Annotated in this window: 15 protein-coding genes; 9 read left to right on the forward strand and 6 right to left on the reverse strand. The window is 31.5% G+C overall.

What is annotated here, in order from left to right:
• The first annotated feature begins 12 nt into the window (after positions 1–12).
• The 5 genes from V5E38_RS03805 to V5E38_RS03825 all read left to right on the forward strand — a co-directional run bounded on the left by V5E38_RS03805 (position 13) and on the right by V5E38_RS03825 (position 5,812).
• A complete protein-coding gene (locus V5E38_RS03805) occupies positions 13–210 on the forward strand; it encodes a DUF3311 domain-containing protein (protein ID WP_499212282.1) in 198 nt (65 codons plus the stop codon).
• Positions 210–1,691 (forward strand): sodium:solute symporter family protein, encoded by a 1,482-nt coding sequence (locus tag V5E38_RS03810; protein ID WP_499212283.1) that lies wholly within the window; start codon positions 210–212, stop codon positions 1,689–1,691. Before V5E38_RS03805 ends, V5E38_RS03810 begins: the two co-directional genes overlap by 1 nt.
• A gap of 271 nt (positions 1,692–1,962) precedes the next feature.
• Positions 1,963–3,528 carry a spore germination protein gene (locus tag V5E38_RS03815; RefSeq protein WP_499212284.1) on the forward strand — a complete coding sequence of 522 codons (1,566 nt, stop codon included), beginning with the start codon at positions 1,963–1,965 and terminating at the stop codon, positions 3,526–3,528.
• Complete coding sequence (locus V5E38_RS03820) at positions 3,512–4,705, forward strand: Ger(x)C family spore germination protein (RefSeq protein WP_499212285.1); 1,194 nt, start codon at positions 3,512–3,514, stop codon at positions 4,703–4,705. The genes V5E38_RS03815 and V5E38_RS03820 overlap by 17 nt, the downstream gene beginning before the upstream one ends.
• Before the next feature lie 9 nt (positions 4,706–4,714).
• Entirely contained in the window at positions 4,715–5,812 is a 1,098-nt protein-coding gene (locus V5E38_RS03825) for a GerAB/ArcD/ProY family transporter (RefSeq protein WP_499212286.1), read from the forward strand.
• Here V5E38_RS03825 and V5E38_RS03830 read toward each other — a convergent pair.
• The gene (locus V5E38_RS03830; RefSeq protein ID WP_499212287.1) at positions 5,798–6,007 is read right to left on the reverse strand and encodes a hypothetical protein; all 210 of its coding nucleotides are present in this window, start codon (positions 6,005–6,007) and stop codon (positions 5,798–5,800) included. The genes V5E38_RS03825 and V5E38_RS03830 overlap by 15 nt on opposite strands.
• A gap of 451 nt (positions 6,008–6,458) precedes the next feature.
• Between V5E38_RS03830 and V5E38_RS03835 the strand changes: the two genes are divergently transcribed.
• Complete coding sequence (locus V5E38_RS03835; protein ID WP_499212288.1) at positions 6,459–7,496, forward strand: CotS family spore coat protein; 1,038 nt, start codon at positions 6,459–6,461, stop codon at positions 7,494–7,496.
• A gap of 69 nt (positions 7,497–7,565) precedes the next feature.
• On the opposite strand, the gene V5E38_RS03840 is transcribed toward V5E38_RS03835, so the two are convergent.
• From V5E38_RS03840 to V5E38_RS03855, 4 genes are read right to left on the reverse strand one after another with little or no spacing between them, the layout of a single operon-like run.
• The gene (locus V5E38_RS03840) at positions 7,566–8,729 is read right to left on the reverse strand and encodes a Ger(x)C family spore germination protein (RefSeq protein ID WP_499212289.1); all 1,164 of its coding nucleotides are present in this window, start codon (positions 8,727–8,729) and stop codon (positions 7,566–7,568) included.
• Positions 8,716–9,819 (reverse strand): GerAB/ArcD/ProY family transporter, encoded by a 1,104-nt coding sequence (locus V5E38_RS03845; protein ID WP_499212290.1) that lies wholly within the window; start codon positions 9,817–9,819, stop codon positions 8,716–8,718. The genes V5E38_RS03840 and V5E38_RS03845 overlap by 14 nt, the downstream gene beginning before the upstream one ends.
• Positions 9,820–9,844: 25 nt before the next feature.
• A complete protein-coding gene (locus tag V5E38_RS03850) occupies positions 9,845–11,407 on the reverse strand; it encodes a spore germination protein (protein WP_499212291.1) in 1,563 nt (520 codons plus the stop codon).
• A 5-nt stretch (positions 11,408–11,412) separates the two neighbouring features.
• The gene (locus V5E38_RS03855) at positions 11,413–11,538 is read right to left on the reverse strand and encodes a hypothetical protein (protein WP_098429255.1); all 126 of its coding nucleotides are present in this window, start codon (positions 11,536–11,538) and stop codon (positions 11,413–11,415) included.
• 311 nt (positions 11,539–11,849) lie between these two features.
• On the opposite strand from V5E38_RS03855, the gene V5E38_RS03860 reads away from it, so the two are divergent.
• On the forward strand, positions 11,850–13,121 hold the full coding sequence (locus V5E38_RS03860; protein WP_499212292.1) for a helix-turn-helix domain-containing protein: 1,272 nt from the start codon (positions 11,850–11,852) through the stop codon (positions 13,119–13,121).
• 104 nt (positions 13,122–13,225) lie between these two features.
• Here V5E38_RS03860 and V5E38_RS03865 read toward each other — a convergent pair whose 3' ends face one another.
• Positions 13,226–14,197, reverse strand: coding sequence for a Rossmann-fold NAD(P)-binding domain-containing protein (locus V5E38_RS03865; protein WP_499212293.1), 972 nt, complete (start codon positions 14,195–14,197; stop codon positions 13,226–13,228).
• A 293-nt stretch (positions 14,198–14,490) separates the two neighbouring features.
• On the opposite strand from V5E38_RS03865, the gene V5E38_RS03870 reads away from it, so the two are divergent.
• The gene (locus tag V5E38_RS03870; RefSeq protein ID WP_097975864.1) at positions 14,491–15,588 is read left to right on the forward strand and encodes a CotS family spore coat protein; all 1,098 of its coding nucleotides are present in this window, start codon (positions 14,491–14,493) and stop codon (positions 15,586–15,588) included.
• Complete coding sequence (locus tag V5E38_RS03875) at positions 15,585–17,255, forward strand: glycosyltransferase family 4 protein (protein WP_499212294.1); 1,671 nt, start codon at positions 15,585–15,587, stop codon at positions 17,253–17,255. The genes V5E38_RS03870 and V5E38_RS03875 overlap by 4 nt, the downstream gene beginning before the upstream one ends.
• Positions 17,256–17,498 lie beyond the last annotated feature (243 nt).

Genomic DNA, 17,498 nt, shown 5'->3' on the forward strand with positions numbered 1-17,498 from the left:
GGAGAGTAGAGTATGAAAAAAATCTATTTACTTGGTTTTATCCCGATTATTGGTTTTGTAATAGGCGCGTTGTTTTCGAATAAGGTTACCCCTTACGTACTTGGTATGCCATTTTTTCATTTTTCAATTATACTATGGTCATTTCTTACTACTGCATTTTTAGGTTTAATCTATCTTTTTGATCCTGCGAATAAAGAGGAGGAATTATAATGAATACAGGAACATTATTTATATTCTTATTTTTCGCTGTTTCAATCATGATTGGTATTTGGTCAAAAAAAGGGAAAGAAATGAACTTAGAACAATGGTCAGTTGGTGGCCGAGGAATGGGAACGCTTTTCATCTTTTTATTATCAGCTGGTGAAATGTATACAACCTTTACCTTTTTAGGTGCAAGTGGCTCAGCATATGGTGAAGGGGGTTCAATTTTTAGTATCGTTTCTTACGGATGTATTGCATCAATCATATCTTATTGGGCTTTTCCTGAGATTTGGAAATACTCCAAAAAACATAAATTAATTTCTCAGTCAGATTTTATGGCAAAGAAATATGACAGTCCAATTCTAGGAGTGCTTGTTGCTTTAGTTGGAATCGTCGCTTTATTTTGTTACTTAGTTTTACAGTTTAAAGGGTTAGGTTATATCGTTGAGATAACATCTTATGGCGTCATTTCTTCAAAAATGGCAATTTTATTTGGCGCATTTGGCGTTACTATATTCGTCATTCTATCAGGTATTCATGGTTCTGCTTGGACCTCTGTTTTAAAGGATATCTTAATTCTTGCTATTATTTTATTTTTAGGAATTTATTTTCCAGTTCATTTTTATGGCGGTATTAAGCCAATGTATGAAGCGATTGAACAAGCTAAGCCAAACTTTACGATTCTTCCAGAACATGGTATGAACTTAACTTGGTATATTTCTACTATTATATTAAGTGGAATTGGGATGTATATGTGGCCTCACTCTTTTCCGCCTATTTTCGCAGCGAAAAATGCAAAGGTTTTAAGAAAAAACGCAATCATAATGCCATTGTATCAGTTAATTTTATTATTTGCTTTCTTCGTAGGCTTTGCGGCAATCTTACAAATTAAAGGGTTACAAGGAAGTGATAGTGACAAAATATTATTACTTCTTTCGAAAAGGACTTTTGATCCATGGTTTGTAGGTTTAATAGGAGGAACGGGGGTATTAGCTGCATTAGTACCTGCTTCTTTGATTCTAATGGTAATCTCCACATTATTTGTTAAAAATATATACCAAGTAGTAGCCCCTTCTAAATCAGAAGTACATATTACAAAGCTAATAAAATTAATTGTTCCTTTCATTACTTTAATAGGTTTATATTTTACCTTTAAAGGTGGTAGCTCTTTATTTAATATTGCAATTGTGGCGTATAATTTTATAACGCAGCTTGCTCCACCATTTTTCTTAAGTTTAATGAAAAAGAACTTTGTAACAAAGCAAGGGGCTATAACTGGAATTATATTTGGTGGGGTTATTGTTTCAATTTTTGATTTAGGTGAAAAGACTTTTGCTCAAGCTTTTCCACATCTTCCACAAGTAGTGAAAGATTTAAATGTAGGGATTATTGCACTAATTATTAATGCGCTTGTAATGGTAGCTGTTAGTCTTATTACAAGAAATAGTACGTCAGCGAATAAGCGAATTGATAAATTAGTTGAGCAATAAGACTTATATAGGAAGAAAAACGTCGGTTCTATTGATCCGACGTTTTCTATTATTCGATAAGGTTGTTTATTGAATGTCTAAATCCTTTAAAATAACCTCTAATGTCTCACCTTTAATTTTCTTTTTACTTTTAGAACGTCTTAGTGAAACAGGTGATTTTTCCCTAGAAATAATTTTTTGATTCAAGTATTGGTAATAAATAGCATAATTTTTCTACATTTAACAAATTTTAAATAGTAATAAATAAATTTATTAGGTGATTGATATGCGATTGGGTTATTCAAAGAGAAGTAAACAAATAAAAGAAGTAAAAGCTCCAGTTGTTTTATCATCCGAATTACAAAAAAATTTACAAAAAATAAATAGTGAATTGCATTATTGTGCTGATTTAGTCGTTAGAGAGTTTGAGGTTGGGGAAACAAAAAAAAGAAAAATGGCTTTAATTCATTTGCAAGGCATCTCGAATGGTGACACGATTAGTCAATTTATCGTGGATCCAATTCTTCATAGATGGAAAAACTCGAATTTAGATCGTTTAAGTGATCTTAATTTTTTCAATGAAATGAAAGAGAATACGTTTGATGTTCCACAAGTTAAAATTGAAAATGAATGGAATAACATAATGATGGCAGTGTTAAACGGTGACACAGCGATTTTTATTGATAATCAGCTTAAGGTATTGCTAATTGATACAAAAAGTGGGCAATTCCGCGCAGTCTCGGAATCGACTGGGCAAACGATTATTCGTGGTCCAAAAGATAGTTTTACTGAATCAATCGCAACGAATATGTCGCTTCTTCGATATCGTATTCGAAATACTCAATTTAAGATGGAAATGATGAAGGTTGGAGATGTTACAAATACAAATATCGTGATTTCCTATTTAGATGACAAAGTTGATCGGGAGTTATTGAATTCAATAAGAAACAAAATTGAGAAGATCAAGATCAAAGGGGTTTTAGAATCTATTTATATAGAGGCTTTAATTGAATCGAAACCATACAGTCCATTTCCAACTGTAATGGATACTGAAAGACCTGATGTTATTGCGGCAAATATTTTGGAAGGCCGAGTAGGGCTTCTTGTCGATGGTAGTCCAATTGGGCTTGTTTTACCAGCCACATTACCGATGTTTTTTCAGTCACCTGATGATTACAATCAACGTTATATAGTAGGTACATTTTTACGCTTTTTACGCTTCACTGCGTTCTTAATTTCTTTACTTGTTTCTGCTTTTTATCTTGCATTAATTACACATCATCGATCGATGATTCCAACACCATTATTAGTTAGTCTTGCGGCTCAAAGGGAAAGTGTACCATTTCCGGCAATCGTTGAGCTACTTTTAATGGAGTTTGCATTTGAAATTATAAGAGAAGCAAGTATTCGTAGTCCTAGAGTACTAGCTTCAACGGTCGCAATCGTTGGAGCACTTGTTATAGGCCAAGCAGTTGTACAAGCAGGTATTATTTCAACGGCGATGATTATCTTTGTTTCAATTACAGGAATATCGAGTTTTACAATACCGAATTATAGTGTGGCAGCTTCGGCAAGATTGCTTAGATATTTATTCATCTTAAGTGCTGGCGTTGCTGGATTGTATGGTATTGCGTTAATGATTTTATTTTGGCTAGTTCATTTAAATACAATTGACTCCTTTGGTGTGCCATACTTGATGCCACTTTCTCCATTATCAATTAGAGATAATGAAGATATATTAATACGATTACCTCGAAAAGATTTAAAGACTGCAAATGATGATGCTGTTCCTGAATCATCACGGATTAGAAAAAGAAAAAATAAGAATAACGGTGAAGACAATGAATCGAAATCTTAAAATAAGATTATTAATGTCAATTGTATTGCTACTATCAGGGTGTAGCAATTATATGGAGTTAAATAAAATTTCATTTATTACAGGTTTAGGTGTCGATTGGACTGACAAATCTAATTTTAAGGTTACATTACAAGTCATTAATCCAACTGATTTGGCTACTGGTCAAAATGGTGGTGGCAATTCTTCACCAGTCATTCTTTATACAAGTACTGGGAAAACATTATCAGAAGCTATTCGAGAAGCAGGTAAAAAAATAACGAAGAATAAAGACTTTACTCATGTCGGTTTAACTGTAATAGGTGAGAATGCAGCAAAGCATGGTATAGAAGAAATAGTGGATGCTATTATTCGTGAACCAAGGGTCTCTGCTTTTATGTCTGTTCTTGTAGCTAAAAATTCAACTGCCGAACAGGTATTAAATACAATGACACCTATTAATAAAGTTTCATCAGCAGAAATGGTTTCAAAACTACAAAATGTTAATTTTTCATTAGGTGAAAGTGTCAATCCAAATGTATTTGAATTAGGAGAAGATCTAACCTATTCAGGGAAAGAGCTTGCGATTAGTGGAGTTGATATTGTAAACGGGAATAAAGAAAAAAATACATTAACTAATTTACAAACCATGGAGCCAGCCCAAACTAAAATTGATGACTTAGCTTTATTTCGAGATAGTAAACTAGCTGGTTGGATCTCTGGACGCGATGTTAGAGGCATCTTGATGGTATTGGATAAAATTAAACAAACAAATTTTGCAGTGCCTTGTGGAAATAATAAATATAGTTCACTACGTCTACATGCTCAACGTATAAAAACGAATGTGAAAGTTAAAGGGGATATTCCAATTATTCAAATTGATAATACTCTCCTTACATTTCTTGATGAAACTGGTTGTTCGGTAAATATTGAAAGTGTTCAAGATTTAATAAAAATTGAAAAACAAGCAGGTTTAGTAGTCAAGCAACAGATTGAACATAGTATTAAATCTGCCCAAAACATTAAAAGTGATGTCTTTGGGTTCGGAGATATGATTCATACTAAAGATCCTAAAAAATGGAAACAACTTAAAAGTAATTGGGCTGAAAGTTTCGCAAAAGCAAAAGTAAATGTGAAAACTACTGTCATTATAAAACGAAGTGGCTTACTAGGAGACCCTGTTATTATGAAGAAGAAATAAGGTGAAGTAATGCAAAATATGAAATTTAATTCAGAGCAATTATTTAGTTTGTTAGCAATTTATTTAATAGGAAGTACTGCAGCAGTTGACCCTGCAAAAGATGCTGGAAGAGATGCCTGGTTAGCGATCTTGATTAGTCTTTTTTGTGGATTAATCTTATTAAGCTTATATTTGGGGATTTATAAAAATAACCCGAATAATTCATTAATTAAGTGCTTACAAACAGCGTGGGGAAAATATATTGGCAGCTTCATCGGCGTATTATATGTTGTTTATTGTATTTATATTGCCTCTAGGGTTATGAGGGATTTTGCGGAGCTTATTTTAACAGTTGCATTAGATAATACAGGTTTATTTACAATTTCAATGTTAATGATGTTTCTCTTAATTTATACTGTAATGAAAGGTTTTACAAGCTTTGCTAGGACAGTTTGGATTTGTTTTTTATTAAGTGGTATTATGATTTTTATTCTCATTTTTTCACAATTATTAACTGGATTTTTAAATTTTTCCCATTTAAAACCTTTCCTTGAATACGGATGGAAACCAGTATTAAAATCAGTATTTCCAACAACTGTAACTTTTCCATTTGGTGAGTCAATCGTATTTTTATTATTGATGCAACATTATGATCAACCCAAAAATGCATTCAAAATGAGCTACTTAGCAATGATCTATGCTGGGATCTTTCTAATCATATCGACAATCATACATATTGCAAATTTAGGTGAAATTGTTTTTAAAGCTTCAACTTATCCAGTACTTTCAAGCGTATCATTAATAAACATTGGAGATTTTTTTACTAGATTAGAGTCACTAGCGGTAATTGTATTTGTCATTTTGGGGTTTATTAAAATATCAATTTTATTTTTTGGGGCAGTTATAGGGACGATGGAAATTTTCCATTTAAAAGAAAACTGGTTAATAACTTTTTTAATTGGCATTATTATTATCTGTTTTAGTATCTTTACAACCGTATCGTATGCACAGCATATTCATATAGGACTTGATTTAGTCCCTAAATATCTTCATGTTCCGTTTCAAATGATTTTGCCATTCATTCTATTTGTCACTTTAAAAATCCAAAAAAAGTTATCTCTTTCTTAGATTCACAAACATTGTTAAACCAAAATAGAGAATAAAATAAATAATTAAAATTTTATCAAGAGTCATAAAACCAACTTTATTATAAGAAATCGCTAAAATTAAATAATGCAAATCAAAGCCTTGTAATAATGTAAGCCCGTAAAATAATAAAAAACAGAAAAATGATAACAAAACAAAGATCAATATTTCTTTCATTCATAACACTCCTTTTTATGAGTATTATGAGAATTTCGGAGTCGTTTTAATCATATAACTTAAGTGTCATTATGAAAAATGAAGTAATCAATTAAGTAATCTCTTGTCGCTATCCCCCTTTAAGTTAATTGGGTATAAATGACAATATTATTTTTAATTTGTACATGTTTAATATGAACTTAAAAATTATCAATTATTATTTCAAAAAGCATTTAAACACTAAAGAAAATTTAGAATTATTGTTGTAATTTATAAGGAAATTAAAAGTAAACTTAATAGAAAGAAGATAAGTTATAAATTTTGAAAATCAAACAGTTTTTTTCAGAAAAAGTAAGAAATTTATTAGCAGAAAATAATTTACTTCCTAATTTATTTAGTAGATTAGCCGTCTCTAAACTTGTACATATTCATAGATTAACAATGGATAAGTATTATTTGGGAGGTATCATTTTTGGACGCTTTTTTTAGTGATTTAGTAAAAAAAGTAATTGCAAATTACCCTTTAGAATTAAAACATGAATCTTTAGAATACATTGATGAAAAAAAAGCTGAATGGCCCATTGATACAAATATCGGTGAAGTATTATTGAGGATAGTCTTAATTGATGAAAAATATATTGAATCTATGACCTATGCAATTGACTATCTTAGAGATAATGGCGTATTTACACCAGAGGTATTAACAACAAAATTAGGTGACGGTTTTGTAAAGATGAAAGATGAATATTTTATGTTATTTGAAGCTGTTAATGGGAGGAGACCAAATTTTGAGAGTGAAGAAGATCTTATTCTGTTGATGAATGGGATTGCTTCTTTTCATAAAGCTTCAATAGGCATAGAATTAACAAATGAACAGGTTTCATCCATTCAATCAAATTGGAAAAATGAATTACAAACTAAATTTTTAAAATTAACAAATTGGAAAGAAGAACGAGCTAGGATAAAGCATCAAAATGAAATTGATAAGCTGTTTTTAAAAAATATAAATTCGGTATTAATGCAATGTGAAAAAGCTTTAGCAATAATTGATAAATATATTGCTGAAGTGGTAGAAGAGACAGCGAAAACGAAAACATTATGCTATCAGAATTTTGATATAAACGATCTTATAATTGGAGAAGACGGGAATTTATATTTCTTAAATATGAGTTCATTAAAAATCGAATTTCCGATCCATGATATGAGAAGAATTTTAAATATCGTAATGAAAAATGAACAAAATTGGAATCCAAAGTTAATGAAGAAAATAATCATCGCATATCAGGAAATCAATCCGTTAGCATGTTTGCAGTACCACTTTCTTAAAGCTGATTTATTGTTTCCTCATTTATTTTATGACGTATTTTCAGCGCATTGCGAAAATAAGGAATCACTTTTGGTGGATCCTAGTCTAATTTTAAAATTTAAAAAAATAATTACAATGGAATTAAGTAAAGAAAGAGTAATTTCTTCATTCTTTGTCAGAACAATTGAATCACTAAATGATTGATAAACCTTCAATTTCATTTTATATAGTAAAGCTCAAATCCGGTTAATTAAAGGATCTGAGCTTTATTTTTTATTTGTTTTTTTTCTTTCCAATCATTCCATAGTCTCTAATCAAAATACGAACATCGTAGTTTATTTTAGCTTTACTAAATCGTTCATCCCAATTCTTACTCATTTTTTTCCATTGTTTCGGGTATTGAATTCTTACTTCGTTACCAAATCCCGCAACATCTGTTTTATATTCATCTTGAAGCTTCTTCGTTACATTTTCTACAATTCTTGTTACTTCCTTTTCTGTAGCTTTTTCAGCTATTGTTACGTTTTTCTCATCAAACAACGGTCTTAATTTAGGGTTCCAATATTCTGCAATTCTACCTTCTGACTCAATTTTTACGTCAAAAGAGATTTTGTCACCTTTTATATGAGGTGTAACCTTGCTTTTCATTGATTCAATTTGAAACCAAGTTGGACCATCCGATTTTTTTGTGAATGCTTTTACAGCACCACCTTTTCCTTGTGCAGTAATCCAGTTAATTCCTTCAACTTCCTGTTTATCAAGAGTGCCAATCATTTTGTTTTTCTTACCATTAAAGATTGCACCACCAGCAAACATAACACCTTTATCAGTTGTTTCTAATAATTGGAGTAGAAAACTTGTACCAGAGTTCATTAATCCTCCAATTTTTATTAATGGAGTTTTACTTACAATTTCTGAAGTTAATGATTGATTTGCGATTTCAACAATTCGTAATGCAGGTATTACATTTGGTTCACTTGTTTCTAGTGCTTGACTGGCCTTCCCTTTACCTATAAAAATAAGAGTACTACCACGAATATCAATATCTCGGAAATACAAATCAGTAAGCTCACGTAGATTTATTTTTCTAGCAAGTTCATCACTAATTACAACACATTTTTGATGTGCTCCAAAAATGAATCCTTCTCTTTTTAAAGTTGTTTCCCAACCAGAGGGTTCTAACGAAATGCCTTCGCCAATCACATTTATATAAGGTTTTGTGGGACTAGCACCACCTGACTTTGTAGTCATTGCCTCAGGAACTACATATTGTAGAGTCGATTTAATTTTACCCTCACCATCCATATCTATAGAAGAACCTACTATAATATTTAAATCCTCTATTGGTTTACTACTCCAGCATCCTGATAATAAAGTTAAGAGACTTAGATAAAAAAATGTATTTATTAAGATTCGTTTATATCTATATTTTCTCATTTAATTTTTTCCTCACAAATGAAATCACAAGCAGGAGAAGAGGGATAATGCCAAATAAATAAAATGAAGTATTTCCGATTGTATCGGCCATTTTAAACGTTTCATTTATATCTTTTGGAATCATTGCAATAATGTAAATAAATGGTAATGAACCAAAGAGAAACGGCTTCATACTTTTTTTATTAAAAATTTGAGTTACTCCCAGGGCACAAATATAATATGCAATGATAAATGTACCAAAAATTTGCATAATCCAAATAACTAGTAGCAATGAGTCAAATCTTTCTACAATTAGACCTTGTATATCATAGCTTCGAATATAAGTTAGTACAGGCCAAGTTTGTAATAAAACACCATCTACCGAGAAAGCACCAACTACAGCAACAACGGTTACTGAATAAAAAACAAATGGTATACCTATCCCAAGTATAATTGATTTTGTAATTTTCTTTTTATCCTTCATAAACATAAAAATAAACAAAACCACTTCAAAACCTGAAAAAGAAAGGGAGGTTGTTTTAAGCCCATTAAGAACGGGCTTGAAACCATTTCCTAGGACCGGACGTAGGTTGTCTATCTCAACAATTTCTATTCCTAAAAAAATAACTAATAAAAAGAATAATACAGTGATCGGAAAAATAATTTCTAATATTCTAGCGATTGGATTGATGCCACCTAGAACTAAATATAAACCAATCCACAAGAATGGAATTAAAATGGCCCAAGTAGGAGTACCTTGTAATAAGAATAATCTAGTAGTTTCTGCCATTACACGAACCTCAAAAGCTGAAAGGAAAATATAATAAATAACTATGATAAAACCTAGTGGGATTGCCAACCATTTACCAATTAATTTTTGAGTAAATTGAAAATAGGTTTCGTTAGGATATTGTTTACATAGCATAACTAGAAAGAAGACTAAGATCATAATTAATAATCCTGAAATTATTACGGAAATCCAACCATCTGGCGTTTTTACTTTGTCGGTAATCGTTCTTGGTAATAGTAAAATTCCTGCACCGAAAATAAAATTCACCATTAGCATCACTGTTTGACTGACTGATATACGATCAATTGGCTCTGAATTCATTACTTAGTACACCTTCCTTCTTATGCTATTTCATCCTTCTTGTTTTTTTTGACTGCAGGCTTTTAGGTCGATTCTTCATCATAAATAAAGGAGCTCTTACGATGAAATCTTTCCAATCACTAAATCGAATTGGAGCAGCGGGACTTAGATATGGAACACCAAAGCTTTTTAGTTGAACTAAATGACTACAAATTAATAGGAAAAATAAAATGACTCCATATAATCCAAAGACACTCGCAAAAATCATAGATAAAAAACGAAGCATTCGAAGGGCAATTCCTACATTATATTGTGGTAATGTAAATGAGGAAATTGCTGTTACTGCAACAACAATAACCATGATCGTACTTACAATTCCAGCTTCAACTGCGGCCTGACCAATAATTAACCCACCAACTATTCCTAACGATTGCCCAATCGGTTTAGGTAAACGAAGTCCGGCTTCCCTTAATACTTCGATCGAGATTTCCATTATCAGTGCTTCAATTAACGGAGGAAATGGGACGCCACCTCTAGTTGCTGCTATATGAAATACTAACTTTGTCGGAATTAAACCTTGGTGAAATGAAATAAATGCAATGTATAAAGATGGAGCGAATAAAGCAATAAAACATGCAAGATATCGTAATAATCGTACTAAAGTAGCTGCCAACCATCTTTCATAATAATCCTCAGGAGATTGGATTAACATCTGAAAAGTTACAGGAGCAATTAGCGCAAATGGAGAACCATCTAATATAATGGCTACCCGACCTTCCATTAAAGCACTCATAACTCGATCAGGACGTTCAGTACTTTGAATCTGAGGAAAAGGACTTAAATAATCATCTTCTATTAATTGTTCAATATAACCAGAGTCGGGGACGCTATCAATTTCAATTCTTTTTATTCGTTTTTTTACTTCTTCAATAAGCTGTGAATCCGCAATAGTTGAGATGTATGCTATCACTAATTGTTTTTTTGAAACTTCCCCAACTTCATATCCGATCATTGTTAAATCTGGATTTTTTCCGGAACGTCTTAACATAGCAGTGTTATCAGCTAAATTTTCAACAAAGCCAAGTCTTGGTCCACGAACAAGTGCCTCAGAATCAGGTTCTTTTACATCTCTAGTTTTTGTTAATGCTTCTCCAATCAAAAAACATTCAGAAATACCATCGACTAACAAAGCAATCGAGCCGAATAGAACATCTGATTTTAATTTTTTATATGTAGTGATTTCTTCAATTGTACAAACAGTAAGAGATTTTTCTTTAATACATTTTTTAATGTCTTCTAGATTTAAAGATTGTCCGTTATTTTTTTGATTGGTGGCTATTTCAGTTAGTCCCGTCATTAATTCGCCCAGAATATGCTTTTGAATTAAGTCTGCATTAGATAAGCCGTCAATAAAAATGATTGCTAGTTGAATATCTGTTTCACCTAATAGAAATTCTCTAAATTTAACATCAGAATTATGTCCAATTTCTTTAAAAATCCAATCCAAATTCACTTGGAGATCACTGGATAAGATTTCATTACTATTTTGAGATTGATCATTTAGAGATGCCACATTTTCTGAGTTTTTATTGGATCTCCAACGCTTCATTTAAATCACTCTTTCTCCATAAAATGAACCCATTTGAAAAATTTTGATAAACCTACAGGAACGATAAAGGTAACAAAAGCTTGGATGAAAACAGGATACTCAGGTATAAATGAAATAATCTTTTTAAACATTTAATCATCCTCAGGTAAAGTATTAATAAAGTTTAAAGGTATTATTTCCCATTGTAGGAAAAGCATGCAAAAAGATTGGGAAAGTAACATACATACTGAAATGAAAATAATAGATAACCCAAAAGTATTTAAATAATTAATTAATTTTAATTAAATAATTGAATATTTCCTATTTTAAAAAAATGACAAAATAGTATAATAAACCTAATAGAGTATGTGTGATATTACCTAATTTTTCACTTTTTATCTAGATAAAAGGTTGGGAATGTTGATAAAAAAAGATTATTACCAGGTATGGAGAGGAAAAGCTTATGAATCAGATACTTCTATATGATTTTCTTACATTAATGAATGACAAAAAATGGAATAAAGCTGATTTGGCTAAATATTCTGGAATCCATATTAGTGATATTAGTAGAGTATTTAATAATAAAAAGCCCTTATCTTTGCATTATTTAGATGCAATTACAGAAGCATTCGGTTTGGCAGAAGGACATTTTTACTCGGGCTATACACAATTATGCTTTAATCAGAATCGATATTTAGATAAACGAAGAAGTGTAGCATTTATTTATAAATGTGCAATAAATGGATTTAAAAAAGAGTTGAACTTTATCATTTCTGAAATGTTAGAGGAAAAATCTAAGACAATACGAACTAAAAATTTACAAAATTTATTTGAGATTGCTGAAAAGTTATTTGCTGAAGGGAAAGAGAAAGAGGCTTTACCTTTATATGAAATCATTATTCATCACATGCCAGATCAAACTGCAGAAGAAGTCGCTATTAGTTATTTCAGAAAGTACTATTTAAATAGATTAACAGAAGAAGGACCAGCTACTCTTGTCCATGTTCTAGAATATGTGAGCTATATGCCAGATGATTTTCAGGAACTAACAATTTTATATATTACAGCTACTTACTATATGTTAAAACAATGGGACAAAGTCCTTCATTATGCGAAGCGATTAGAAAAAATGGCGAAGAATGAAAAGCAATTTGGTTATGGGTTAGTATACCAAGGTTTCGCTTTAAATAGGTTAAGTAATTCAATCGATGAAGTGCTTGAAATAATAAGGAAATATAGTAAGATTAATGATTTTTTTGCAGAGGCTGCAATCGGTAATCGGTATGTCACATTCCTTGATTTTGGTGAATTACATTATGTAGATGAATACTACGATTGGATTAAAGATAGAGATGATTTATATGTAGGCATTCCGAGAATTATTGAATCCTATGTAAAATTAGGTAGATTAGAAGATGCTTTAGCTTTAATCAATCAGCATGAAAATGTAATTAATGAGATGGCCAATAGTTCAAATTTGTATAAACAACAATTGTACTTAGATTTCTGTTATGCACAATCACTTTTAAAATGTGAAAAAAAGCAATATATTGAAGGGTTAAATGAATTAATAAAGGTAGCTAGAAAAGTTAAAAATGTAGGTATAATTGAAAAATTTAAACAATGCTTATTATCAATTTGGCACTATAGAGATCATTTAACAGAACAATTAAATGAGGATTATATTCAAATGTTAAGTGAGGACGGAACCAGGCGAATAATTTATATGCAGTGAGCCCTTAAACTGGGTTTCTTTTTTTGTTAACCAACAGCAATAGCTGAAAATTTCTACATTAGACAAATAAACCACAAGGAAGTTTAAAATCCTTGTGGCTAGTTTCATTTCTTTTTATAATCCTTAAACCATTCAACGAATTTTGCAATACCGTCTTCAATTGAAGTAGTTGGACTATATTGAATATCATTTACGAGTTGATCAATATCGGCATATGTTTCAAGTACTTCTCCTGAAATCATCGGCAATAATCGAATAGTTGCTTTTATACCAAGTTGCTTTTCTAACACTTCGATAAAATAATTTAAATTCACTGGGCTATTGTTACCAATATTATAAAGTTTATAATACGAAGTGGATTCATTTGGTGGCCCATTTTTAATGATTCTTACAATTGATTCAACTACATCATCAATATAAGTAAAATCTCGTTTCATATTTCCATAATTATAAACATCTATTGGTTGTCCATTAGTGATTGAATTAGCAAATTTATATAGCGCCATATCTGGTCTACCCCATGGCCCATAGACTGTAAAAAAACGCAATCCAGTAGTAGGAAGATTAAACGTATGACTATATGAATATGCCATTAATTCATTTGATTTTTTTGTTGCTGCATATAAGCTAATTGGTTCGTCAACTCGATCATTAATTGAAGAGGGAGTTTTTTTATTATTACCATAAACAGAACTAGAAGAGGCGTATATGAGGTGATTAATTTGATGATTTTTACAACACTCTAATATATTGGCAAATCCTACAAGGTTTGATTGAATATATGACCCTGGATTTTCTAAACTATATCTCACCCCAGCCTGTGCTGCTAGATTAATGACTAGATCGAAATTATATTGTTCAAAGAGCTCTTCTAATAGTTCCATTTCATGTATTGAGCCATTTATGAAACTGAAATTTTCATATATCTTTAAAAGCTCCAATCTATCAAATTTTAGACTTCTGTCATAATAATCATTTATATTATCAATCCCAATGATCTGAATACCTTGTTCTAATAGGCGCCTACTTAGATGAAATCCAATAAATCCTGCACATCCAGTAATTAAGATGCGCATAGTATCAGCTTTTTTAATGTTAAAAACCTCCTTATCTAACAAGAGTTGGAATATCATATGATGGATAAAACGACATAGTTCGAATTTAAATAGAAATATGTATATAACTAGATTAGGAGAAAATACTTTTTAAATAGAATACACATATACCCTCACAATACTTGGACAAATTCATATTATTACATTAGGTCTAAACACTCTTAGAGCAATAAAAGTAATCTAACCATTTTATTACATTTCATTAAAAAGAAATGTGAATTTTTTTATGGGCTCTAAAAAGTAGGAGGGAGAAATTGAATAATATAATAATTGAGCCATGGATTGTCGATGAACTTATTCATGATGAATTCTATGTGCCTGAATATATTGAAAAAATTGGACTTGAAGTACTTAAGTTTTATGACCTTCAAGTAAATAGCATGCAAGTAATAACAACGAAAGCTGACAAAGGCGGCGCGATTTGGAAAATTGAAACAAACGATGGTCCAAAAAGTTTTAAGCTTTTACACAGAAGACCTACTAGAAGTATGTTTAGTTTAGGGGCTCAGAAGTATTTAGTTGAAGTTCAACAGGCTAGAGTTCCAAGCATCGTTCGAACTAGAGATGGCGAGGAGTACGTAGAAGCTGGTGGAAAGCTATGGTTCGTTGCAGAATGGATTGAAGAGTTGGCACCAGTTTCTAAAGATTTAGAAGGTGCTAAGCAGTTATGTTTTGCTCTTGGTGAGTTTCATCGTTTAAGTAAAGGCTATGTACCACCGATTCAAGCAGAAATTGCATCAAGATTGCACAAATGGCCAAAAAGCTATGAAAAAGTATATAACAAAATGAATTGGTTTAGAACAATTGCTTTGGCCTATGATGAAATGCCTGCTAGTCAGGATTTATTAAATGTAGTAGATACATTTCAAGAACAAGCAAGAAAGAGTATGGAAGACCTAAATAATTCGGGTTACTTTAATATGGTGAATGAAGGAAATGCGAGTTGGGGCCTAGTTCACCAAGATTACGGATGGTCAAATGGTCAAATGGGTCCAAATGGAATGTGGATCATTGATTTAGATGGAGTTGCATATGATTTGCCAATTCGTGATCTTAGAAAACTGATATCTGGTACAATGTCTGATTTATTCGCTTGGGATGCTACATGGGTAAGAGAAATGATTAACGCATATCATGAAGCAAATCCAATTTCTAAAGAATTATATGAAGTATTAATGATTGATTTTTCAATGCCAAATGAATTTTATAAAAACATTAAAGAAGTACTTTATGAACCAGAATTATTTTTAGGCGAATCTACTAAACAATTAATTCAATCAATCGTTGACTTAGAGCAGTCAAAGTGGGCAACATTGAATGAAGTTCGCAACGACTGGAGTGGAAAAGAATGAAAATATTAATGGTATGTACTGAAAACCTACCAGTACCTCCAGTTTTAGGTGGTGCGATTCAGACTTATATAGCAGGTAGTTTACCTTATTTAAGTAAAGTACACGATATAACAGTATTAGGTGTTAATGATCCATCATTACCAGATGAAGAAACAATCGACGGTGTACATTATGTACGTGTGCCAGGGAAAGTATTAGAACTATATCGTGAAGGTGTAGTTGAATACATTAAAGGAAATCAATTTGATTTAATCCACATTTTTAACAGACCACGACTTGTCCTTCCAATTAGAAAAGTAGCTCCAAAATCAAAAATCACATTGAGCATGCATAATGACATGTTTAATATTGGGAAAATTGCTGTTGATGAAGCGAATTTAGTATTAGAAGAAGTTTCAAGTATCGTTACGGTAAGTGATTATGTAGGAAATGTCATTCGTGAACTTTATCCTCAAAGTGCAAATAAAATCAGAACGATCTACTCAGGGGTTGATTCTGACCGTTTCTTACCTGGAAATGATTCAAAAATGATTAGTACGAGAAACACACTTAGAAAAGAGTTTGGTTTAGAAAATAAAACGGTTATTTTATTCGCTGGAAGACTTTCAGAAAACAAAGGCGTAGACCGTCTAATAAGAGCATTGCCAACACTTTCAAAAAAGTTCAAAGATTTAGCTTTAGTCATCGTAGGAAGCAATTGGTTTAGTCAAAATAATGTTACGGACTATGTTGCTTATATTCGTGCTATCGCAAAAAAACAAGATGTACCAATTATTACAACAGGGTTTGTATCACCTTTTGAAATACACAACTGGTTTGCAGTAGCCGATCTATTTGTATGTACTTCATTATGGCAAGAGCCTCTTGCAAGGGTCCACTATGAAGCCATGGCAGCTGGACTTCCAATTGTAACAACTGCTCGAGGAGGGAATCCTGAAGTTATTATTCCAGGTGAGAATGGATTAATCGTAGAAAATCCAGTTGATCCAGATGAATTCGCTACCAAAATCACAGAAATATTATCAAACAAAACGCTAATGAAGAATATGGGGAAAAAAGGTAGAGAACTTGCAGTTACTAAGTATTTATGGAGTCGTGTAGCAAATGAAATACTATCTACATGGAGCCAAACTGAATATGCTTCATCTATTTCACTAGAACAATTAGAACAATATGAACCTCAAACATTATTTAAAACTGCAGTACAAAATACACAGTTGATCGAAACGAATAAAAATGTAGCTGAAGTAAAAGAACCAACTGTTGAATCACAAGTAGAAGTATCAGAACCAATAACTCAGTCTGAAACAAAAGCAATGGAAGAAGTCCTAGTGGAAAAATCTAAATCAACATCAAGAGATAGAGTAGTAGTAAAAGTTGAAGAATATCCAGCTAATAGTAATCCTAGAGTATTAAGACGAATTAGAAGAGTAACTGATCAGGGTGTAAATAATGTAAACTCAAATTCAACCCCAAATTCATACCCAAATTCATACCCAAATTCATACCCAAATTCATACCCAAATTCATACCCAAGCCCATATACAAATGAAGTAAGAAGAGTTGAAAATAGAACTAACAATCAATCTAATCAAGTTAATTCTGAACCTTTTCAATTAAAGAGATTTCCTAGCGTTACTGAATTATATAGAAACAGAAATCGATAAAAAATCATATTTTGAGGAAAGTGTCTAATAGAAAGAGGCTGTCTCATAAGTTTATGGACTTTTGAGATAGCCTTTTTTAGTTTGAAAAATTATTTATTGATGGTGGGATTGGACGAGAGCAACTTATGCGATGAACACCTTGTTAACATCGCTTAATTAACGCTCATCCTGGCGTAAAGAATAACATTCCGTGAATAACAAACCAGTCTTAAATTATGCTTAAAAATGCTCAAATAATGCTTA

Origin of the sequence: Rossellomorea sp. GAMAL-10_SWC, from assembly GCF_049568075.1 — a bacterium.
Lineage (GTDB): Bacteria > Bacillota > Bacilli > Bacillales > Bacillaceae_G > Gottfriedia.